Below are 20,896 nucleotides of genomic sequence, written 5' to 3'. Positions count from 1 at the left end.
AACAGGGATAATTATTCGAGCCTATTTACCCCCTCGTTTCATAAACTGTTTCATAAACGGGATACTTACAATAAGCGCTGACATTGGCACATCTCCTCTACGTTAAATTAAATTCATTGTATAATTTTTCATTTATTCTAACAATAAAAAAAGACCCTCTAAATTTAGAGGATCTTCCTAACGACGAATCGATATTATTTCGTAAACATTTTCTCCGCTTCATCCATTGCCATTTTGTTTCCTAAAGCAGAATAGTCAAGCCACGGTTGGTCATTGATAATGTATACGTGCTTGCCTTTAACTGCTTTTAAGTCTTTCCAGATTGGTGTTTCTTGAAGTTGTTTAAATGCAGCTTTTGCTTTATCGTCTCTGTTTACAACAACGAAAATAGCATCTGCATCAAAGTCAGGTAATACTTCTTGTGAAATGACTTCGAAAGGACGGTTTCCATCGATTTTCTCTACACCATTTGCAGGTTGTAATCCTAAGTCTTGGAATAAAATTGGTCCCATCGGTCTTTTCGTACTAAATACACGTAATTCTTTGGCAGTAACGCGAATTGCCATTACTTTTTCGTTATTACCTAGCTCTTTATCTATTAAACCTTTTACTCGTTTTGATTGCTCTTCGTAATCTTGAATATATTGATCCGCTTCTTTCTCACGGTTTACAAGTTTACCAACTTGTTTTAAATGGTCTCTCCACGTACCTTCATCTAAATTGAAAGTATGCGTTTTTGCAATTTTTTCGTATTTCGCTACATCTTTACCCGCGTATTTTTCATCCACATAAATGTCAGTAGGCTTTAATTGAAGTAATGCTTCCATATTCGGATCAGTTACAACACCCAGTTTCTTCGTATCTTTCAGTTGTTCTTTTGCGTGTGGTAAGAAATCTTTTAAATCTCCACCAATTACAGAACCTACTGGTGTAATTCCTAATGCAAGTAAATTATTCGTTAAATGAATAGACATTGAAGCAATTTTTGGGTCATTACTTTTTTCCGTTTTTTTCGTTGTCTCTTCATTAGATTTCGTTTGACCACATGCTGCTAATACTAAAATACACATGATGCTAAATAAAATAGTAAGTTTCTTTTTCATATGTTCTCCTCTTTGAAGTATTTATTTTGTTTTTGTAAGTAAATAAAGAAAATACGGTGCTCCTAATGCGGCCACTACTACACCAGCTGGAATAGAATTTGGCTCAAATATAGAACGACCTATCGTATCTGCTAGTACTAAAATAATCATTCCGATAATACCAGCCAGTGGAAGGAAATGTTGATAGGTAGTACCTACTAACTTTCTGGCGATATGCGGAGCAACTAAACCGATAAAACCAATCCCTCCTGCCATCGATACACTCCCGCAAGATAATCCAACCGCTGTAGCTAAAAGTAGTAACCGTTCTTTTTGAACAGAAACACCAAGTCCCGCTGCCACACTATCACCTAGTGACAATGCATTTAACGTTTTAGATTTTAACCATGCATACGGGGTAAGTATGAAAATCCAAGGTAATAATGCTAGGACATGAATCCAATCCCTTCCCCACACGTTACCAACTAGCCATCTAGAAGCGAATGTATACGTCTCATCATTTAACTTGAGAGAGAAAAATAACGAAATTGCACTAAAGCCAGCTGAAACAGCAATACCAACGAGAATAAGTCTAATGGGAAGTAAACCTTTCGAACGATCACTCGCAAGTAAAATAATAAGAAATGCAGCTAATACTCCTCCACCAAATGTAAATAACGGTATTAAAATCGATGCATTCTCATTAATAGAATGAAAGAAAGTAACGAATATAATTAGCCCGAAAGATGCACCTGAATGCAGTCCAAGAATACCAGGATCGGCCAACGCATTCCTTGATAACCCTTGCAAAATCGCACCGGAAATCCCAAGGCCAATACCAGCTAACATTGTGATTATAATTCTTGGCATACGATAATCGTATAGCACGGTTGCACTCTCAAAATCACCATGACCGAAAAGCGTTTGAATTACTTTGAGCGGTGCAATGCTAAGTGTCCCCGTATTTAAGCTAAGCAAAATGACAGCGATACCAATACAACCGAATATTGTAGTTACAGTAACGGCTCTCGTTTTATCTGTGTTTAAAATCTTCTTCACTTACAACTCCCTCCCAACTTTACGTGCTATATAGAGGAAGAACGGAACTCCAACAAGAGCCACCATAATTCCTATTGCAAGTTCTTTAGGAGGATTTACTGTTCTTGCCCCTAAGTCAGCTACAACTAATAACATGGCTCCTAAAAATGCTGACATAGGAATAATGAGTCGATAATTAACACCAACTAATTTTCTAGCAATATGCGGGATAACTAGTCCTACAAATCCAATAGAGCCAACAGCTGAAACAGATACACCTGCAAGAATGACTACTATAATCATCCCTAGTATTCTCGTTCGGTTCGTTTTTACTCCTAAATTCGTAGCGACATCATCACCCATTGATATGAGTGAAATAGACCGCCCTAAAATTGTCGCAAAAACAATGGTTATGAGAATAATAGGAACCAAAAATTTCAAGTGTTCCCACTTAACCCCTGCAACACCACCAGCGTACCAAAAAGCTAAATCTTGACTTAAGTCATAATAAATCGCGACACCTGAACTTAACGAATGTAAAAGCGCAGCCATAACTGCCCCAGCGATCGTTAATCTCATCGGTGTTAATCCGCCTGATGTTGCTGATCCGATAATAAAAATAAGCACTGTACTTAAGATCGCTCCAATAAAGGAGACAATCATTAAATAGGAATACGGCATATGCGGGAAAAAGGCAAAACTAAGTGCTACTACAAACATCGCACCTGCATTTATGCCAAGCACACCTGCATCCGCTAAAGGGTTTCGTGTTACTCCTTGCATAACAGCTCCAGCCACTGCAAAAGCCGCTCCTACAACTGCTGCACCAATTACCCTTGGGAGTCTTAATTCATAAATAATTTGGTGCTGTGTTAATTTCGGATTATAATCAAAAACCGCTGTCCACACTGTTTGCAAATGAATATCTTTTGCACCAAATGCGACAGCCAAAAATATAGATCCAATTAAACATACAATTGTTAAGCTCATAAAACATATAAACTTAATCTGTATCCAGCGGTTATTGCCAGCACGTATAGTAGACTTATGTAACATGTTTCATTTCATCCTTTATATTCAGTTGTTTTTTATAATTATTTTTTATTTATAATTAATATTGATAATAATTATCATTTTCATTTAGATATTATATCCCCACTTTTTTTAAATAGCAAACTATTTTTCACTTCGCTAAATATTAAAATACTTATTACAATTCCCTTCCAAAACTTACAAATACACGCAAAATAGACTACTAGCTTATTTTTAAAAGTGTAGTATACTTAATCATTATTTTGAGTTTTCAAATAAAAATATCTAAGGTGATGCAATGTTATATATAAAACAACTACTCTATTTTACCTATGAACAAGCATTATCCTGCTTATTCCCAGTCGTTATTTTCTTAACACTGGCCCTTTCAAAAATCGTTTCGATCCCAGGGTTATACCGCTACGATTTCATACTCATCGTATGCCTTCTTATGCAGTGGGTTATGTACAAGACTGGCCTTGAGACGAAAGACGAATTAAAAGTAATTACTGTCTTCCACCTCATCGGCCTTTTACTAGAAATATATAAAGTTCATTTCGGTTCATGGAGTTATCCGGAAGAGGCATATTCAAAGGTTTTTGGAGTTCCACTTTACAGCGGCTTTATGTATGCAAGTGTTGCAAGTTACATATGCCAAGCGTGGAGAAGACTACATTTACAAATGTATCATTGGCCGAAAGCTATTTTTGTAATACCTCTAGGAGCAATGATTTACTTCAATTTTTTCACACATCATTTTCTATACGATTTTAGATGGTTCTTAACGTTACTTCTATTCATCGTTTTCTTTCGAACATTTGTGGAATTTTCATTACGAGGCGTTACATATAAAATGCCGCTCGTTCTCTCCTTTTTTCTTATCGGATTCTTTATTTGGATTGCAGAAAACATCGCAACATTTTTCGGTGCATGGCAATATCCAAACCAACGGGAAGCTTGGAATCTCGTTCACTTAAGTAAAATCAGCTCATGGTTTTTACTCGTTGTTATTAGCATTATGATTGTTACACAACTCAAACATTTGAAGCAGTTGAAAAGATAATACTGATTATATAAAAAAAGCCCATCACTCATTTGATGGGCTTTTTTTAGTAATATTTTTTAAACCATCCTTATCAAAGGAGTTATAATTTACAACAGCATAAACAGTTACACATTATGAACTACTACTAGCAGAGGAGGTTGCTACAGATGAAGCGGCAATCGTTGCCATCATAGCTGCTTGTTGTGCTTGGATAAGGACTTCTATCATAGTTTGTAAACCTGTGTTGGTAGCTTTACTTTCCTCACCTTTCTGACTTACGAACAGTTGAATAGCAATAAGAATATTCGTATCTGTATGCCAACGGAATAATTTCTCTCCCTGCAATTTTTCAATCAACGCTTTAATAGAATGAATCTCTTTTTCTCCATCCTCAAGTAACGCTAATAGCCCGATTGCTGGGTAATGCATTTGTTTCACTTTTACCTTTTCTTGCTTTAACAAATTCCATATGTTTGTGCATGTTGCAACTAATATTTCTTCCCTGACATCCTTCTTTAGTGAAAGAATATGGCTTAGAAATTGGAGGTCATTCCCTTTGCGCAAGCCAGCTTTTGCTAGTTTCTGATAAAGACGCTCCACTCGGTCCATAAGTGTTTCTACATGCTCTGATTGTCCTGCTAATAAAACGGAGAGCGGATAATCATTTGTACCTGTTAGGAAAAGATGATCCTCTTTCATACGTTTATATACTTGCATCGAACGCTGAATGTGCGTGCCATGATGCTCATTATCTTCTGTTAAAAGCACAGCTGCTGCAAGATAAGTAAATATACTGCGGCTAAAGCCACCAGCGACCAATTGTTCATATAAGTCTAAAAACTCTCGAAAAGCTTTCTTATAATCTGTAAAGTGAATATCTAATGTTGCGGCCACTACAAAGCGATGATAAGACTTTAAATATGAAAACATCCCTACCTCATTCTTAATATAACTACTAATTTCTAAAAAACGTCCGAGATCAAGCAATTTATCACTACTTGCATACATAGCAGCAATCATCATTCCTATTCGAGAATCACTCGTTTTCCATTTTAGTTCTCCCTTTAACTGTGAATATGTATGTATATATTGCTCTAGCTTTTGTTCTAATGTAATCATAGTATTCACCCCTATTTCTAGTTCCTCTCTATTATTATACGCATATTCCATATTTAGGAATACTATAATTAATAATCCATCATAAAAATAATATTTTTTTATCCTTATATATTGTTTTTACGCCCTTCTTCATCAGCATCACGATGATAATCCCTAATCCTTCAAGAAGTTATACAAAAAAGGTAGATAATAATTTATCTACCTTTTTTGTATATATTATTTAACATTACACCTGTATTGCTCGTTATATGCAATTAAGACTAAAGAGCTTTAATAATACGTTCCATCGCCTTCATTTGCCCAATATGATCAGCTTCATGATAAAGCATCATACCGTAAAGTTCCCCTACTGTTTCCAATCCTAGGAATGGCTCTGGCAGTTTATTTTCAAATGCTTCTGCTGGAATTTCTTTAATACGTTTTGCTTGTTCTTTTAATTGAACCGTTAACACTTCTAACGATGGTCCTGCTGTTGTCCATTTAGATGGTCTTGATCCATATCCAAACATACCTGGATATTCCGTTGGTAATTGTTTGAATTCTTTTCCAAACATGAAAACTTCTGCTGCCGTTAACACATGACCGATATGCCAGCGAATTGTATTGTTAAAACCCTTTGGCTGCGTATCTGCAGTTTTATCATCTAGCGTCTCCATAAATGTAAGTAACGCACCGCGCGTTATTTCAAATTGTTTTAAGCCAACTAGTCTATTCATTTTATCGTTCCCCTTCTTCATGTACCATTTATTATGAACTAAGAATGTTCAACTTATTAAAGTTTTACCTTGTTTAATCTATCAGAAACAAATAAGAAATACATCTAATATGCTTATTAAAAATAATAAAAAGGTTCACTCCTCGTAAATATAGAATTACTTACTATGTAAATAAAGGAGGAGTGTACTTGCATGTTACACATTTTAAAACAACAATATAACCTTATTAGCTCTACAAGAGAAACTCTATTTTCGTTTTTGGAAGAAATTCCACTAGAAAAATTACATAGCACAATTCCGAATTTCGGGAGCGGTAGCATTATAAAGACACATATTCATGTAGCCGATTGCTACCGATACTGGCTTGGATCATTCGCATTTAAACAAAAGCGAGCAGACTTTTCATTTGCTAGCGATTACGAAATTGAGCATGCAGATGTGGAAAAAGTTCGTACTAGATTTAAGTTAGTAGATGCGACCGTACAACGCTTTTTAGATGAATACAATGACCGCTGGCTCGACAATATAGCAAATGAAGTAAAATGGCAAAAAGAACCTTGGAGTACAACGCCGCTATGGCTTTTAACTCATACGGAGACGCATGAGTTTCACCATAAAGGACAAATTGTATCTATGGCTAGACACCTTGGATATGTTCCTCCTGATACAGACCTGATTAGTTGATATCAAAAAGCTTAGGATGAATACAAATCGAGCATGTTTTGAAAACCAATCAAAACATGCTCTTAAAATATTCTACCTTACAATCTCCATATCCTCATCAATACCAAATAGTCTCGGCATAATTATAAGCATCACTATTTGGTATAGCATGTTTCCCTTGTGCTTGTGCCTTTCTTGGATCTAAATCATATACCATTGGTGTATAGCATGATGTTTGCCCTTTATTTACAACACCATTTCCTCCAGCACTTCCGCAAGTATATGCCTTTCCATCTGTTTTTCTAACAATTCTTGCATCAGCTTCGTTATTATAAACTGCCAGGCGAGTTACAGTAACTTTTGCCCATGCTGTTTTACACGTCGTGCTAAATTTTAATTCCACATAAGAATTTGAATCAATCCACTTCTTCTCTTTCGTTACTGCTGATTGATCACAGCTATTATAATAAGGACTTTTCCCATCATATGAGTGGTCTTCTGCGTATGCTTTATCGCTATTAGTCGTACTAAACATACTAGTTACAACGAGTAAAGATAACAATAAACATGCACTCACCTTTTTTAATAGCTTCATATAATTTCACTCCTTTATTAATAACGTGCTGTTTTCCCGTAACCGTTATTAAACGTAACTGCTTCAGCATCTGCTGTGTATCCGAAATCAGCAGTTAAATCAAATACCATTCCTGTATAAGTACTCGTTTGAGCAGTTTTAATTGTGCCATTTCCTTGATTGGAAGTGACTGATTTTTGAAACACACCATTTTTGTATTTATTCACAACAGCGTACGCATACACTCCTCCTGAAACAGCTGGTGCTGGTTGATCTAAAACAAACTTAGCCCAAGCTGCATGACATTTATTACTGTAACGTAAATACACTGTCCCTACTTTTTTACTACCTTCGTATACCGCTGTAGACTTTGCATTAAATCCATCTGCATCACACGTTGTACTTCCCCCGTATACTTTCGTTGTTGCTGGATTTTTCCCGTCATAATAACTACTCAGATCGGTAGCTGCAAATGTACTTCCTTGAAAACTAAATAATACCCCTACACTCGCTACACTTAACACACATATTTTCATTAACTTTTTAAACATTGTAAATCTCCTCCCTCAAAATAAGTACGTATATCTATCCCCTATGTACGCCCCTCCTTTCATGCTGCCTAGAGGCATCTTACAGAAACGAATAAAAGTTGTAAATTCCCTTACGATTATTGGAATATACGAAGAAATTTACTTACCCTTGTAAGAAAAAAAGTTGAGAAATACACATTTGAAAACATCCTTTATTTAAAACATAAAGAACCGATACTCGTTTCATGCAAGCATCGATTCTCAATACAAAATTACCATTTCTTCTTTTATAGAAAATAAATATTTCTCCACTTAATCCGTTGTAAAAAACTCCCTCGTCACATCAATAAATTGCTGCAGTGACACTGTCATCCATTTATCTTTATGCCAAGCAATTTGTGTGAAAATTGGATTGATAGTATTTTCTAGATGTAACTCTTTTATCGTCCCCTCTCGTATATCTTTTTCTACTACTATCGCCGGTAAAACGGCTATACCTAAATCTGCAATAACACATTGTTTTATTGCCTCTACACTAACAAACTCAATCTTATTTGCTGGATACACATCTTGGATGCGAAATAACTCTTCAAATAAAGTCCGATATGAGCACCCTAGTTCTGTTAATAAAAGTGTTTCCGTCTCTAAATCTTTTATCGAAACAGAAGTTTGCTGGAGTAAATGATGCCCTGGAGCAGCTACTACTTTTAATTCTTCTTTCATAAGCGGCTCAACATGTAAAGCATCTTCTGTTTTACATTCATCCAAAATAAATGCAAGATCGACTTTTCCTTCCATCAATTGTTCCTTCGCATCTTTATTGGAATGTGCGGGTTTAAATATAAGTTTTATTTGAGGAAATTGTGCTTTAAATCTCTTTAATATAGAAGGAAGTCTATATGTACATTGGCTTTCTTGCGCACCAATCGTTAACGTACCAGCTATTTCTTCATCATCTTTCACAGCCGTCTTCGCTTCGTTACTAAGTGCGATTATCTTGTCCGCGTATAGTTGAAACTTTCTTCCTGCTTCGGTTAAGAAAAGACGTTTCCCTAATCTTTCAAATAACGGCGTACCTAGCTCAGTTTCTAACGTTTTAATTTGCGCCGTTACGCTTGATTGAGCAAAGTTTAATTTCTTCGCAGTTTGGGTAAAGTTCAAAGTGTCCGCGGCGATTTTAAAGGTAATTAATTGTTTTATCTCCATTTATCATCCCTCTTTTCAATCGGAATTCCCGATTGATTTCATCGAAATAATCCTCTTTGTCTATTGATATTTGTATTGTATGATAAAGAGCATCGACAAACAATATAATGGAGGTATTCCATATGAAAGCACTTTGTTTCGAACAGTTTGGAAGTCCAGATGTACTACAATATAAAGAAATACATGATCCAATCATAAATCCAAATGAAATTCTTCTCCGTACAAAAGCAATTGGATTAAACTTCGCTGATATTTACAGACGCCGCGGTGATTATCATCTTGCTGGCAATCCACCTTATATATTAGGTTATGAAGGGGCTGGTATTGTTGAAGAGGTAGGAGCTAACGTTACAAATATCAATCCTGGAGACCGTATTGCATTTGCTGATGTTCCATTTGCAAATGCAGAATTAGTTGCCGTTCCATCAGAAAAAGCAATCCCGCTTCCAGATTCAATTTCTTTTGAAACAGCCGCTTCTGTCTTATTACAAGGCTTAACAGCACATTATTTAACGAAAGATAGCTATGAAATAAAACAAGGTGATATAGCTTTAGTGCACGCTGCAGCTGGCGGTGTTGGGCAACTTCTTATTCAAATGATTAAACTGCTAGGCGGAAAAGTAATCGGCCTAACTTCATCAAACGAAAAAGGAAAAGTAGCCACATTAGCTGGTGCCGATCACGTATTTTTATATACGGAATCATGGGCTACGAAAGTACTTGAAATAACAAATGGTACCGGGGTAAATGTTGTATATGAATCAGTAGGATCTACACTTGAGGAAAGTTTTAACGCTACTAAAGTTGGTGGTACTGTTGTATTTTACGGAATGGCCGGCGGCAATCCTGCTCCCGTTGATCCGCGCATGCTTATGGATACTTCAAAAACTTTAACTGGCGGGGACCTTTGGAACGTGCTTACTACCTTTGAAGAACGAAAAAAACGCTCTACTCAATTATTTGATTGGATCGCTAGTGGAAAATTAAACATTGCGAGTGCTACTACATTCTCTTTACAAGACGGCGCCCATGCCCATGAATTATTAGAGAGCAGAAAAAGTACAGGGAAGATTTTATTGATTCCATAATTCACAAAATGAAAAGGAATCTAGGTTAAGTTTTATGAAAACCTATAGTGAAAAAAGTTGATAAATGGAAGGACATAACTAATGTGTTATGTCCTTTCTTCTTCAAATCACTCGGATAATTTTCGATCTCTTTTCTCAATTAAAAGCATATGTTTTTTATTTGTATATCGCTAGGAAATTATCATTTTATTTATGAATAAGGCTATACATACCCATTTAAATTAAAAACTAGCTTTCGAACCTATAACAACAGTAGCATCTAATTCCTCATCTCGAGCCACTTTCGTGGTAAGCCCAGCACCAGCAAAGATTTCAAAGGTCTGATCTACCTGCATTTCGCTCGTCTCTATTAAAAGATGACCTCCAGGTGCTAGCCAGAGAAATGCTTCTTTCGCTACTCTTCGCTGAATGTCAAGTCCATCCTCTCCCCCATCAAGCGCCACCTTTGGTTCATATAGGCGAGCTTCCTGTGGGAGCAGTTTTATTGCATCAGTAGGAACATAAGGTGCGTTTGCAAGTATGGTATTCACGTTGCCTTTAAGTGAATGAGGCAACGATTTATACAAATCACCTTCAAAAACATGGCCACCGAAACTCGTTACATTGCGGCTTGCACATCGTACCGCAATAGGGTCAATATCAACACAATATAATTCAACTCTTCCTAAAGCTGCCGCTAGAGCTGCACCGACAGCACCTGAACCACAACAGAGATCAACGACAATATCACCAAAACATGACAGCGCTTCGGCTTGGTGAACAAGAAATTCGGTTCGTTGACGAGGCACAAAAACACCCCGCTCCACTTCTATCCGCATCCCACAAAATTTTGCGTATCCAACAACATATTCAAGTGGTAAACCATCGGCTCGCATTTCCACCATTCTCTTGAGGTCCTCTGGAGTTTGGGCTACTGAAATAAGTAACCTGGTCTCTTCTTCTGCGAAAACACACCCCGCGCTCTGAAGCCTGTTAATTATACATTTTTCTGTTTTATTGTCCAAAAAGGAATTACATTCTTTTCCTATTTACCTCACCACTTTTCTTATTTATAACCCTGTATTCGCTAAAAATTGGATGTATCCTTTTTAACAAAGTGGTCCTATTCAAAAAAATACGCCCTTATTCAATTAAATGACCCAATTGTTGAACAAAGAAACATTCTACACATTAAAAACAAAATCATAATATAAAGATACAATATTTCAAATGATGCACTAAAAAATAAAAAGGAAGCTAGATTTTACTAACTCCCTTTTCTTATATCTATTTGAGATAGGATTATATTTCCACACTTTCTTTCCCTTTTGCAACATAGCTCATATCTCCAACTGACTCGACTGTATATGTTCCATCTTGATATAAAATCTTCGTCACACTAGCATTTTCCACTCCAAGCTTCGTTTTACTACTGTCTAGCATTTCTATTAAGGTAGTAATCAACAGCCCATGAACAACAACTAAAACGTTACCGCCGCCATCTTTAGCTACTTCTTCACTAATATTATCTATCTCTGCTTTTATACGAGTAGAAAATAATTCCCAATCTTCCGCCTGTTTCGTAGGATCTGCTGCTCTAATAAGATCAATAACTTCTTGAATAGAAAACTTCATGAGTTCTTCTGGTGATGCAACGCCCGCAGCTTTTCCAACCACATCCCACATATTTTCAAGCTTTTCACCCTCAAAAATACCAAAATTTAATTCTCTTAAATTTTTCCTTTGCTCAAGTTTCAATTTTGATTGCTCACTATATTTTAATACTAAATTAGCAGTTTCAATCGCGCGGCCGCTATCACTACTATACGCACTTGTAAAATGAATATCTTTTAATCCCGTTCCTAAATTAGAGGCAACTTCCACACCTTTTTCTACTAACGGAGAGTCTGCCCAACCTTGCGCGCGATGGTTCGTATTTAATATTGTTTTACCATGTCTTGTAACATATAACGTAACTACGTTGCTATCTGTTTCTCGATTCTTCATTCTTTTTTCTCTCCCTTTACATTTCTATCTCAATTTTAACACCTCAATTATTCATTGAGCAAAATATATGTAAGTAGCTTCGCTTAATAAAAAACGCTACCTTTCTGTATATCCATACAAAAAGATAGCGTCTTTTATGATTATATTTCTTAACCGATACTCCTACTCAGCAAATGCACTCGAATATTGTACAACTCCTTCTACACTTTCAAGAGCATTCTCTGTTAATTCCATTACCATAAACACTTCTTCAGACACTTCAAATGGTGCTTTTATATTCCACTCACTGGCTTTCTTAAAACCAAATTTCGGATAGTACTCTGGATGTCCTAATACTACAACTGATCCGTATCCAAGTTCTTTCGCTTTTTCTAACGCAGCTACTATAAGCTTTCCACCAATTCCTTTTTTCTGATAGCTCCTAGCAATTGATACTGGTGCAAGCGCTAATGAATCTACAGAAGCTCCATCTTGTTCTATCGTAATTTTAGATAACATAATATGACCGACTATTTCTTCATCTACTGCAACGATTGATAACTCTGGAATAAATGCGTCACACTCTCTAATACGTTTTACAAGTTCATGTTCCTTTTTATCACTAAATTCTTCATTTAAAAATGCTTGTTGTACAACTTCTTCCGTTTTTCTATAATCGGTTTGTCGTTCTTGTCTAATCGTTACCACTCTGGATTACCCTCTATTCTTTCTCATTTCTTTTTGAATTTTACGAAGTGCTTTTTTCGATCCCCGCTCAATATCATGTTGCATTTTTCTTTCTTTATAATCGACAAATAGCGTATTTAAATCGTATCCCTCTGGATATAATTCTTTTGCTGATACCTCTAAAGTAATACGTTTTACATTCACTTCAATGAATTCACCGTTATAATATACAACGACATTATAGAAGTTATCTTTTTCCTTATAGATGATACCAAAATCATCATGATCCAATAAATTTACACGGTCGCCAATTTTATACTCGTAATGATTTTCTCTTTTTTCTTGCAGGAATTTCGGCTTTCTAATTTTACTTTCATTCACTTTTTCTAAAGTATATTCTTTATTTTCCATGTACTCTTTCGCTCTTTTCAGTACACGTTCTCTTACGTTCATTTTATTTGCAATCCAAAGTGCATTACTTTCACCTGATTTACCGATCACTAATTTATAAAGCGGTTCTAGCGTCTCACTATTAAATTGCATGGCTGCGTTCATGAAATCATCGTGCATTTCTGAGAAGCGTTTAATTTCACCGTAATGCGTACTCGCAACTGTAATACATCCTGCAAGATAAAACTCCTCTAAAATAGAAATTGCAAGTGCTGCTCCTTCATTCGGTTCAGTCCCGCTTCCTATTTCATCAAATAATAGCAACGTATTATTATTTGACATCCTCATAATCTCAGATAAATTTTTCATATGTGATGAAAATGTACTTAGTGCATTTTCGATACTTTGATTATCACCAATATCTACAAATACATTTTCGAAAATAGCAATTTCTGTTTCTTTATCTCCGGCAATATGCAAACCTGACATTGTCGCTAATGTTAACAATCCAATCGTCTTTAACACAATTGTCTTCCCGCCCGCATTCGGCCCTGTAATAATTAAACTACGATAGTTTTGACCGATTTCAAAGTTTAATGGTACTACTTTTCCACTTAAAAGCGGATGCTTACAATTTACTAAATGAACGTAGCCATGATCATTTAACTTCGGCTCTATTCCATCAATCGATTTACTAAACTTCGCTTTCGCAAACACCATATCATACTGACTAATTAATTCCATATTAATTTTTATATGATATATATTTTCTACTACCATTCCTGATAAAGTCGCTAAAATTTGATATTCTTCCATCGCTTCTTCTGCTTTCAAACTTGCCAGTTCCGCATTTAACTTTGTAACCGTATGCGGTTCTATAAATACAGTAGAACCTTTAGCCGACGCTTCAACAATACTTCCGGCAACTTGATTTTTATAAGAAGATTTAATCGGAATCGTATAACGATCATCTTTTTTACTAATAAAGAACTCCTGAATATACTTCTTATTTGCACTGCTATTTAAAAACTTCGTTAAACGTTCTTTTATTTTCCCATCTACCGAATCCATGTTATTTCGAATTCGTTTTAACTCTTTACTAGCGGCAGAATCAATACTATTTCCTTTAATTGAAAAGTTAATTTCTTCTTCAATACTTTTATATTCAGTCATTGAATTTGCATAAGAAGCTAATACTGGTGCAAAAAATTCTTTATCTAACATAAATTTTTTAATCTTTCTACATCCGCGTAAAAAGTCTGAAACACTGACTAATTCTTCTGGATCTAAAATCATCCCTTTTTCTAATTTTTGAATTGCACTTGCGATATTTGAAATACCGAAGAAAGGAACATGCCCTTCTGCATCTAATATAGCTCGCGCTTCGGTTGTTTCATTCAATCGATTCCTTACTACTTTTATACTTGCACTCGGCTCTAATTTATTTATTAATTCTTTTCCTAATCCACTTACACAATAAGATTTCACTATATCCTTTAATTCGTTATATTGTAACTTTTCAAAAGTCATTGTATTCATTTTGTTTCTCCTCACTATGATTGATTTCTATCATAAATGAAGATACCTACTCATTAGATTCCAATGAGTTCTACATTATTCAATTACCCTTTTTAAACATTAAAAATATACACAAAAAAGCTGCGGGGATACCGCAGCTTTTACATTTACAAGGCATGAGTAATAACATATGAGGAAATAAACCATAAAAAACGGATGGCAATCCCCTTATTACACGCTTTATAAAGTATTGTAGGTATCTTCATAGGTATCGAAATAAATCCATGACAAAATTAGGGGTATGGTATACATAAAAATCCCCTGTTCTTATCCGATTTATTTCATTCAATTTTTCCTATTTAGTACCTACCGCACTCACAAAAAGCACCTCTCATTATTTTATATTATGGTCATTGAAATCTAATTTACTGAAATCATCATACTATATGTATAGCAAGAAGTAAAGGTGTCATACTTTAGTCGTACGCACATATGCAGATGTTTCCTCTTGCGATATTAGATACAATATATATAAATCGTTTAACGGAGGGGTTTCTATGACAGACTTTCAAAAACAATTTTTCGCACGATTACATATAGAAGAAAAAGACAAAGTTTCATTTGAAGATTTACCTAACATTATGTACGCGATGGCACAAACTGTCCCATTTGAAAACTTAAATGTTCTCGAAAAGAATTTTAAGGAAATATCAAAAGAAAATCTAAAAGAAAAAATTTTAGTAAACAATCGTGGTGGTCTTTGTTATGAACTCAATCCTACTATGTATCACTTCCTTAAAGACGCTGGATTCGATGTTCATCTCGTTTCAGGAACAGTGTATAACGCTGCAAATTCTATATGGGCTGTTGATTCTGGCCATATCGCAACCGTTTTAACACATCATAATGAGCTTTATTTAATTGAAGTTGGATTCGGATCATACTTACCACTTGCACCTGTTCCTTTCTCAGGTGAAGTCATTCACTCCGTTACAGGAGATTATCGTATTCGTAAAGAAATGACCGAAAAAGGAAACTACATGTTAGAGATGCGTAAAAACAATGAGTTTTTGGATCAATCTTCTACTGATGATTGGACGTTAGGCTATGCATTTTATATAGAAGAAGTGGATGAAGAAAAAGCAAATGCAGCACAAAAAATTATCGTTGAACATGAGTGCTCACCATTTAACAAAGTACCTCTTATTGTAAAACTAACTGAAGATGGGCATGCCTCTTTAACGAAGGATAGTCTCACAATAGCGAAAAACGGTAAAAAAACGAAAGAAAAAGTTACAGATGGGCAATATAAAAACCTTTTACATTCAAAATTCGGAATTACATTATAATTTTTCAAGCCTTGCCTTTTAGCAAGGCTTTTTAATTTTCAGCAGGGATTTTTTGCAATTTGTTGTATTTCATAGTTATATAGAAATATAACTACATATTTAGAAAGGAAATGATTATGACAGAACTTAAAGATCGACTACAAGTAGATGAGAAAGAAAAATGGGATTTAACGGATATTTATGATACCATTGAAGATTGGGAAAGTGATTTTCATAAAATTGAAGTATTAACGAAAGAACTACACGAGTTTAATGGAAATATTCACGATGGCAATAGTTTATTAGCCTATTTAACAAAGAGTGAAGAAATTTCTAGCATCATATCTTTACTATTCGCTTATGCACGATTACAATCTGATCTTGATACACGCGATACTGACGCTCAATCTCTTGTCGATAAAGTAACACAATTACAAGTGAAAGTAAGTGCAGCTAAATCTTTCTTTTCTCCATTCTTACTTAGCGTAGATGAAAACACATTACACACTTACATAGAAGAAGCTGAAGGCTTACAATATTATAAAGAAGATTTATTTGAATTATACCGTTATAAAAAACACGTATTGAATAAGGACCAAGAAGAGATTTTATCACAAATGGGCGAAGCACTCTCCTCTCCGCAACATACATATGGCATGCTAAATAATGCAGATATACTATTTGGTGAAGTGACTACTAATGATGGAGAAAAAGTTACTTTAACACGAGGAATGTATGCAAAGTTAATAGAAGATGAGAACCGCGAAAAACGTAAAGAAGCCTATAAAGCTTATTACAAACCATACGTTCAATTAAAGAATTCTATCGCTTCTACTTTATCTGCAGCTATTAAAAATAATGTTACTGTTTCTAAGCTAAGAAAATATCCATCAGCGTTAGAGAAATCATTATTTGGCGACATGGTTCCGAAAGAAGTATATGAAAATTTAATTGAAACGACGAAAAAAAACATTCAATCTTTACATACATATAATGAACTTCGAAAAGAGAAATTAAATGTCGATGAACTAAGACAATATGACTTAAGTGTCGACTTAGTAAAAGGTGTAAAACAAGATATTCCATACGATAGAGCGTTTGACATCATGATTGAATCACTAGCTCCTTTAGGTGAAGAATATATTGAAACATTAAAAAGCTTTAAAGATAAACGTTATATTGACGTAAGAGAAACGCCAGGAAAACGTTCCGGTGCTTATAACTTTGGTGTATACGGCGTTCATCCATTCATTCTTTTAAATCATCACGATGATTTAAATAGCCTTTTCACCCTTACTCACGAATGTGGGCATGGCATGCATACGCACTACTCACACGGATATCAACCAAGAATTTCTGCACACTATACTATTTTCGTCGCAGAAGTCGCTTCTACAGTAAATGAAGTGCTATTAATTCATCATTTATTAAAAGAAGCAAAAGATGCTAATGTACGTAACCATTTAGTAAATCACTTCATCGAGAAATTTAAAGGCACTTTCTTTACACAAATCATGTTCGCTGAGTTTGAAAAAATCACGCATGAAATGGCACAGCAAGGTAAATCATTAAATGCCCAAACCTTTAGCGAGGTTTACGAAAACTTGTTTAGAGAATATAACGGCGACTCCCTCGTATTTGACGAAGAAGTAAAATACGGATGGGCTAGAATACCGCATTTCTATCGTCCATTTTACGTGTACAAATATGCAACTGGATTCGCTTCTGCAATCCAAATTGCTGATAAATTATTAAGCGGCGATCCAAATGCACAGAAAAACTATCTCGAATTCCTTAAAGGTGGAAGTTCAGATTATCCATTAAATCTACTGAAAAAAGCTGGCGTTGATTTAACTACGCCAGAACCGATTGAAAGTGCATTAAATCGTTTTAGTGAACTTGTTGAAGAGTTTTCAACTTTATAAAAAAGAAGAGCCTCTCGCTAGAGGCTCTTTCTCTTTCATGCTCCGTTTCCTTCTATTAAATCATTCGCCATTTTCCTAAACTCTTGATTAAATGTATCATTCATACCATTTTGAACGTTAGAGAACAATATGACGAATGTTTTTTTATCCCAGTTAAAATTATTAAAAGTATTCCAGCCTGCTAATACCCCGTGGTTATGATAATAATCTGGATACGTATAGAAACTAAATCCATATTTTCTTGCAGGTGATGCAGTAAACATATCTAATACACTTTGTTTAGATAACAGCTTTCCATCCATTATTGCCTCATCTAATCTTTTCATATCTTCAACAGTTGTATACATTTCACCACACCCATACAACCAGTTCATTTTTAAGCGGGGGGCAGCTATTAATTCATTATCTTTTCTCGTATAACCTTCTGCTAAAAAAATATCTTCTGGGAGAGTCGCCCCCATTCCAGATTCATACATGCCAGCAGAAGTAAAAATATTTTCTTTCACGTATTCAGCGAGCGGTTTATTCGTAATTTTTTCTACAATATATGCAAGCACCATATAATTATAGTCTGTATATTTCCAGCCTGTCCCTGCAGGAAATTGCAATTTTTGCGCTCCAATCCACGTTACTAACTTTAAACGTGACCCTGCATCCACCCTACCTTGTCCTTGATCTGGCAAGCCAGATGTGTGTGTTAATAGATTTCGTAACGTAATGTTTTTATCTGCTGGAAACGATGGGATATACTTATTTACATTGTCTTCAATATTTAATTTCCCTTTTTCTTTTAGCTGCATAATAGATATTGCAACGACCGTTTTCGTAATAGAACCAATACGATATTTCGTTCTTGGCGTTGTTACTACTTTATCTTTCACATTCGCATATCCATAACCTTTTCGTAAAATCACATGATCTTTACTAGCTACAAGAACGCTCCCATTAAATCCTTTATCTTTTAAATATTGATCTAGTTTTCCAGCTACAGCTTCATAGCGTTTTTTCTCAGTTGCATCAACTTCTTGCATATCGTCCTTTTGCTTACTATTTAAATTAGAAAATGCCTTTATATCATATTTCTTACCTTTATTTGCATGTATTAGTGCAACGACACTCCCACAAAAAATAGCAAAAACAAAGAAAACGATTAACCATTTCTTTAGCATAATAGGAACCCTCTTTTATATAGTTTCACTTAACGCGCATCCATTCTATTCTATATCTATTAATTTTTAAATTTTTTATAATACTACCTATTATTCACCTAAATGAACTAGATTCCTTTTTCTCATATTCAGTTTTCGGCTACTCTCTATTGTATTTCTTTCTCGCAAAATTTCCACCATACAATCGGATGCACCCTACTATAATTTCAACATCTTATGTAACATTTGTTACACAAGATAAGAAACGGAGTTGTTAAGATGAAAAACACAGATAAAAACAATCGTTTAGATGATATGACGTTTCATTATCCTACAATAAAATATAGTTATAATTTAATATTAAGTAAAATAGATTATAACTTTAAAAGGAAATGATACTAAAAATTTTCAAACAAAATAAATCATGTAAATAACGATAAAGAAAAACAAATCATTATAGCTAAAATTACAGGCAATGAACTTCATTGAAAATGAATCTCATTTATACTTTGATTATACAACAAATAAAAAAAGAAATGTCGCTCACTCGGCATTTCTTTATATTTTCTTCATAAAAAATTTACATTGCTAACTTTCTTTTATTTTCTTGTTTTTTCTATATAAACTGACTGCCGAGATACTTAACAATACTACTATACATAACCACGCATACGCATACCCTTTCTCATCCACAATATAACCAAATAAAACAGGTGCAACAATAATAGCAATTTGATTTAATGTAAGTGCTACACTCACTGTTATTCCTACAGATTCTTCACTTGCCAATTCAGCAACTTCGGCTATAAAAAGACTAAACCATCCAATTGAAAAGAATCCTAACAATGCACTTACACTATACAAGACTCCACTCATTATTGTATGTATATTCATTACTAACAATAAAATCAAGCCGATAGAAGCGCAGACAGCTATAAATAAAGGTATACGCCGATTCCCCTTATACAACACATCACTAATAGCTGCTAATGCAATACGACCAATCATTCCAGAAAAGAACATAACCGAAAATACTGTTCCGGCTACAATAGATGTAATCGATTGTTCCCCTGCTAAAAATTTCATGAAGTGTCCAACTAACACCATTTGTAATGAAATCATGCAAATACCCGTTATATAAATTGGATACAACTCTTTTTTGCATATCACTACTTTTAGCTCCATCCAAAAGGAAATGTTATTATGTCCTTTCCTCGCTTCCTCCTGAACATATGGCTCTTTATAAAACACAAAAAATAATACTCCTCCCATTATACAAATGCATGCGATACTATTGATCGCGTAAGTCATATTATATTGTACTGTAAGAAACGGGATTAACACTCCCGCTAACGCGCCACCAATCGGTATACCCGCTTGCCTTATTCCCATCGCTAACCCACGATTTTCTTTTCGGAACCATTTTAAAATCACTTTACTTCCTCCTGGCTGGGAAACACTATAAAACATTCCTATTAATAAAAGTACAAATAATAACCCATTAAATCCACTTACTATATTAGTTAGTAAAAGCGAACTCCCTAGCAAAAATGAACTGATAGAAATTAATATTTTTTCATTATATTGATCAAGTAGCCGACCGACAAAAAGCATACAAAATAACGGTCCAACATTTACAACACTTACTAATAATCCACTCTCCGTATTCGTAAGTGCATATTCTTCTTTCCAAAATAAAGCGAAAACCCCGACACCATACGTTATAAGTGTCGCTGTTGTTTGAGCAATCGTCGCAACAATTAACATAACCCATTTATAAGTACTATTCACCCTTTCTTCAATCAACATAATAATCCCTCCCCCTTCCATTGTATGAAAGTT

General features: G+C 34.9%; 19 protein-coding genes and 1 pseudogene. 6 read left to right on the top strand and 14 right to left on the bottom strand.

The window, feature by feature from the left end:
* Window positions 1-194: 194 nt before the first annotated feature.
* The 3 genes from QCI47_RS10480 to QCI47_RS10470 are packed head-to-tail and all read right to left on the bottom strand — an operon-like array spanning window position 195 to window position 3,176.
* Window positions 195-1,103, bottom strand: coding sequence for an iron-hydroxamate ABC transporter substrate-binding protein (locus QCI47_RS10480; RefSeq protein WP_071741743.1), 909 nt, complete (start codon window positions 1,101-1,103; stop codon window positions 195-197).
* Window positions 1,104-1,124: 21 nt separating this feature from the next.
* A complete protein-coding gene (locus QCI47_RS10475; protein WP_071715717.1) occupies window positions 1,125-2,141 on the bottom strand; it encodes a FecCD family ABC transporter permease in 1,017 nt (338 codons plus the stop codon).
* Entirely contained in the window at window positions 2,142-3,176 is a 1,035-nt protein-coding gene (locus QCI47_RS10470; RefSeq protein ID WP_071741744.1) for a FecCD family ABC transporter permease, read from the bottom strand.
* Between the two features lie 274 nt (window positions 3,177-3,450).
* On the opposite strand from QCI47_RS10470, the gene QCI47_RS10465 reads away from it, so the two are divergent.
* A complete protein-coding gene (locus QCI47_RS10465; RefSeq protein ID WP_000965758.1) occupies window positions 3,451-4,215 on the top strand; it encodes a DUF817 domain-containing protein in 765 nt (254 codons plus the stop codon).
* 114 nt (window positions 4,216-4,329) lie between these two features.
* Here QCI47_RS10465 and QCI47_RS10460 read toward each other — a convergent pair whose 3' ends face one another.
* Window positions 4,330-5,367, bottom strand: coding sequence for a DUF4003 domain-containing protein (locus QCI47_RS10460; protein WP_071741745.1), 1,038 nt, complete (start codon window positions 5,365-5,367; stop codon window positions 4,330-4,332).
* A gap of 209 nt (window positions 5,368-5,576) precedes the next feature.
* Window positions 5,577-6,053 carry a DinB family protein gene (locus QCI47_RS10455; protein ID WP_001997933.1) on the bottom strand — a complete coding sequence of 159 codons (477 nt, stop codon included), beginning with the start codon at window positions 6,051-6,053 and terminating at the stop codon, window positions 5,577-5,579.
* 171 nt (window positions 6,054-6,224) lie between these two features.
* Here QCI47_RS10455 and QCI47_RS10450 point away from each other — a divergent pair, with 171 nt between their 5' ends.
* Window positions 6,225-6,716: a DinB family protein gene (locus tag QCI47_RS10450; protein WP_071741746.1), complete on the top strand. Its 492-nt coding sequence runs from the start codon at window positions 6,225-6,227 to the stop codon at window positions 6,714-6,716.
* 97 nt (window positions 6,717-6,813) lie between these two features.
* Here the strand turns inward: QCI47_RS10450 and QCI47_RS10445 are convergent, their stop codons facing one another.
* The 3 genes from QCI47_RS10445 to QCI47_RS10435 all read right to left on the bottom strand — a co-directional run bounded on the left by QCI47_RS10445 (window position 6,814) and on the right by QCI47_RS10435 (window position 9,005).
* Window positions 6,814-7,290 carry a DUF2690 domain-containing protein gene (locus QCI47_RS10445; protein ID WP_000771169.1) on the bottom strand — a complete coding sequence of 159 codons (477 nt, stop codon included), beginning with the start codon at window positions 7,288-7,290 and terminating at the stop codon, window positions 6,814-6,816.
* Between the two features lie 17 nt (window positions 7,291-7,307).
* Complete coding sequence (locus QCI47_RS10440; RefSeq protein ID WP_353811774.1) at window positions 7,308-7,820, bottom strand: DUF2690 domain-containing protein; 513 nt, start codon at window positions 7,818-7,820, stop codon at window positions 7,308-7,310.
* Window positions 7,821-8,111: 291 nt separating this feature from the next.
* On the bottom strand, window positions 8,112-9,005 hold the full coding sequence (locus tag QCI47_RS10435) for a LysR family transcriptional regulator (protein ID WP_074540709.1): 894 nt from the start codon (window positions 9,003-9,005) through the stop codon (window positions 8,112-8,114).
* A 122-nt stretch (window positions 9,006-9,127) separates the two neighbouring features.
* Between QCI47_RS10435 and QCI47_RS10430 the strand changes: the two genes are divergently transcribed.
* Window positions 9,128-10,093, top strand: a complete 966-nt coding sequence (locus QCI47_RS10430) for a quinone oxidoreductase family protein (protein ID WP_076875324.1) — start codon at window positions 9,128-9,130, stop codon at window positions 10,091-10,093.
* A 221-nt stretch (window positions 10,094-10,314) separates the two neighbouring features.
* Here the strand turns inward: QCI47_RS10430 and QCI47_RS10425 are convergent, their stop codons facing one another.
* The 4 genes from QCI47_RS10425 to QCI47_RS10410 form a co-directional block, all read right to left on the bottom strand.
* On the bottom strand, window positions 10,315-11,097 hold the full coding sequence (locus QCI47_RS10425; RefSeq protein ID WP_000369198.1) for a putative protein N(5)-glutamine methyltransferase: 783 nt from the start codon (window positions 11,095-11,097) through the stop codon (window positions 10,315-10,317).
* Window positions 11,098-11,374: 277 nt separating this feature from the next.
* Entirely contained in the window at window positions 11,375-12,079 is a 705-nt protein-coding gene (locus QCI47_RS10420) for a histidine phosphatase family protein (RefSeq protein WP_076875729.1), read from the bottom strand.
* Between the two features lie 162 nt (window positions 12,080-12,241).
* Window positions 12,242-12,766: a GNAT family N-acetyltransferase gene (locus QCI47_RS10415; protein ID WP_000256494.1), complete on the bottom strand. Its 525-nt coding sequence runs from the start codon at window positions 12,764-12,766 to the stop codon at window positions 12,242-12,244.
* A 6-nt stretch (window positions 12,767-12,772) separates the two neighbouring features.
* On the bottom strand, window positions 12,773-14,674 hold the full coding sequence (locus QCI47_RS10410) for an endonuclease MutS2 (RefSeq protein WP_353811773.1): 1,902 nt from the start codon (window positions 14,672-14,674) through the stop codon (window positions 12,773-12,775).
* A gap of 536 nt (window positions 14,675-15,210) precedes the next feature.
* On the opposite strand from QCI47_RS10410, the gene QCI47_RS10405 reads away from it, so the two are divergent.
* Window positions 15,211-16,002, top strand: a complete 792-nt coding sequence (locus QCI47_RS10405) for an arylamine N-acetyltransferase family protein (RefSeq protein WP_000129178.1) — start codon at window positions 15,211-15,213, stop codon at window positions 16,000-16,002.
* 116 nt (window positions 16,003-16,118) lie between these two features.
* On the top strand, window positions 16,119-17,906 hold the full coding sequence (pepF, locus tag QCI47_RS10400) for an oligoendopeptidase F (protein ID WP_270691567.1): 1,788 nt from the start codon (window positions 16,119-16,121) through the stop codon (window positions 17,904-17,906).
* Between the two features lie 35 nt (window positions 17,907-17,941).
* Here pepF and QCI47_RS10395 read toward each other — a convergent pair whose 3' ends face one another.
* Window positions 17,942-19,075, bottom strand: a complete 1,134-nt coding sequence (locus tag QCI47_RS10395) for a serine hydrolase domain-containing protein (RefSeq protein ID WP_000915219.1) — start codon at window positions 19,073-19,075, stop codon at window positions 17,942-17,944.
* 258 nt (window positions 19,076-19,333) lie between these two features.
* On the opposite strand from QCI47_RS10395, the pseudogene QCI47_RS10390 reads away from it, so the two are divergent.
* Window positions 19,334-19,543 (top strand): annotated as a pseudogene (locus QCI47_RS10390) (hypothetical protein).
* A gap of 99 nt (window positions 19,544-19,642) precedes the next feature.
* Here QCI47_RS10390 and QCI47_RS10385 read toward each other — a convergent pair.
* The gene (locus tag QCI47_RS10385) at window positions 19,643-20,863 is read right to left on the bottom strand and encodes an MFS transporter (protein WP_061131714.1); all 1,221 of its coding nucleotides are present in this window, start codon (window positions 20,861-20,863) and stop codon (window positions 19,643-19,645) included.
* Between the last annotated feature and the right edge of the window lie 33 nt (window positions 20,864-20,896).

This window comes from Bacillus cereus group sp. RP29 (assembly GCF_040459765.1).
GTDB lineage: Bacteria > Bacillota > Bacilli > Bacillales > Bacillaceae_G > Bacillus_A > Bacillus_A paranthracis.
The sequence above is the reverse complement of the archived record's forward strand: the minus strand, read 5'-3'. Positions and strand labels throughout refer to the sequence as shown.

What these genes read in the sequence shown, in the direction of transcription:
- QCI47_RS10480 (WP_071741743.1), bottom strand. Translation starts at nt 1,103, where the DNA reads ATGAAAAAGAAACTTACTATTTTATTTAGCATCATGTGTATTTTAGTA.
- QCI47_RS10470 (WP_071741744.1), bottom strand. Translation starts at nt 3,176, where the DNA reads ATGTTACATAAGTCTACTATACGTGCTGGCAATAACCGCTGGATACAG.
- QCI47_RS10465 (WP_000965758.1), top strand. Translation starts at nt 3,451, where the DNA reads ATGTTATATATAAAACAACTACTCTATTTTACCTATGAACAAGCATTA.
- QCI47_RS10460 (WP_071741745.1), bottom strand. Translation starts at nt 5,367, where the DNA reads ATGGAATATGCGTATAATAATAGAGAGGAACTAGAAATAGGGGTGAAT.
- QCI47_RS10455 (WP_001997933.1), bottom strand. Translation starts at nt 6,053, where the DNA reads ATGAAGAAGGGGAACGATAAAATGAATAGACTAGTTGGCTTAAAACAA.
- QCI47_RS10450 (WP_071741746.1), top strand. Translation starts at nt 6,225, where the DNA reads ATGTTACACATTTTAAAACAACAATATAACCTTATTAGCTCTACAAGA.
- QCI47_RS10445 (WP_000771169.1), bottom strand. Translation starts at nt 7,290, where the DNA reads ATGAAGCTATTAAAAAAGGTGAGTGCATGTTTATTGTTATCTTTACTC.
- QCI47_RS10440 (WP_353811774.1), bottom strand. Translation starts at nt 7,820, where the DNA reads ATGTTTAAAAAGTTAATGAAAATATGTGTGTTAAGTGTAGCGAGTGTA.
- QCI47_RS10435 (WP_074540709.1), bottom strand. Translation starts at nt 9,005, where the DNA reads ATGGAGATAAAACAATTAATTACCTTTAAAATCGCCGCGGACACTTTG.
- QCI47_RS10430 (WP_076875324.1), top strand. Translation starts at nt 9,128, where the DNA reads ATGAAAGCACTTTGTTTCGAACAGTTTGGAAGTCCAGATGTACTACAA.
- QCI47_RS10420 (WP_076875729.1), bottom strand. Translation starts at nt 12,079, where the DNA reads ATGAAGAATCGAGAAACAGATAGCAACGTAGTTACGTTATATGTTACA.
- QCI47_RS10410 (WP_353811773.1), bottom strand. Translation starts at nt 14,674, where the DNA reads ATGAATACAATGACTTTTGAAAAGTTACAATATAACGAATTAAAGGAT.
- QCI47_RS10405 (WP_000129178.1), top strand. Translation starts at nt 15,211, where the DNA reads ATGACAGACTTTCAAAAACAATTTTTCGCACGATTACATATAGAAGAA.
- pepF (WP_270691567.1), top strand. Translation starts at nt 16,119, where the DNA reads ATGACAGAACTTAAAGATCGACTACAAGTAGATGAGAAAGAAAAATGG.
- QCI47_RS10395 (WP_000915219.1), bottom strand. Translation starts at nt 19,075, where the DNA reads ATGCTAAAGAAATGGTTAATCGTTTTCTTTGTTTTTGCTATTTTTTGT.
- QCI47_RS10385 (WP_061131714.1), bottom strand. Translation starts at nt 20,863, where the DNA reads ATGTTGATTGAAGAAAGGGTGAATAGTACTTATAAATGGGTTATGTTA.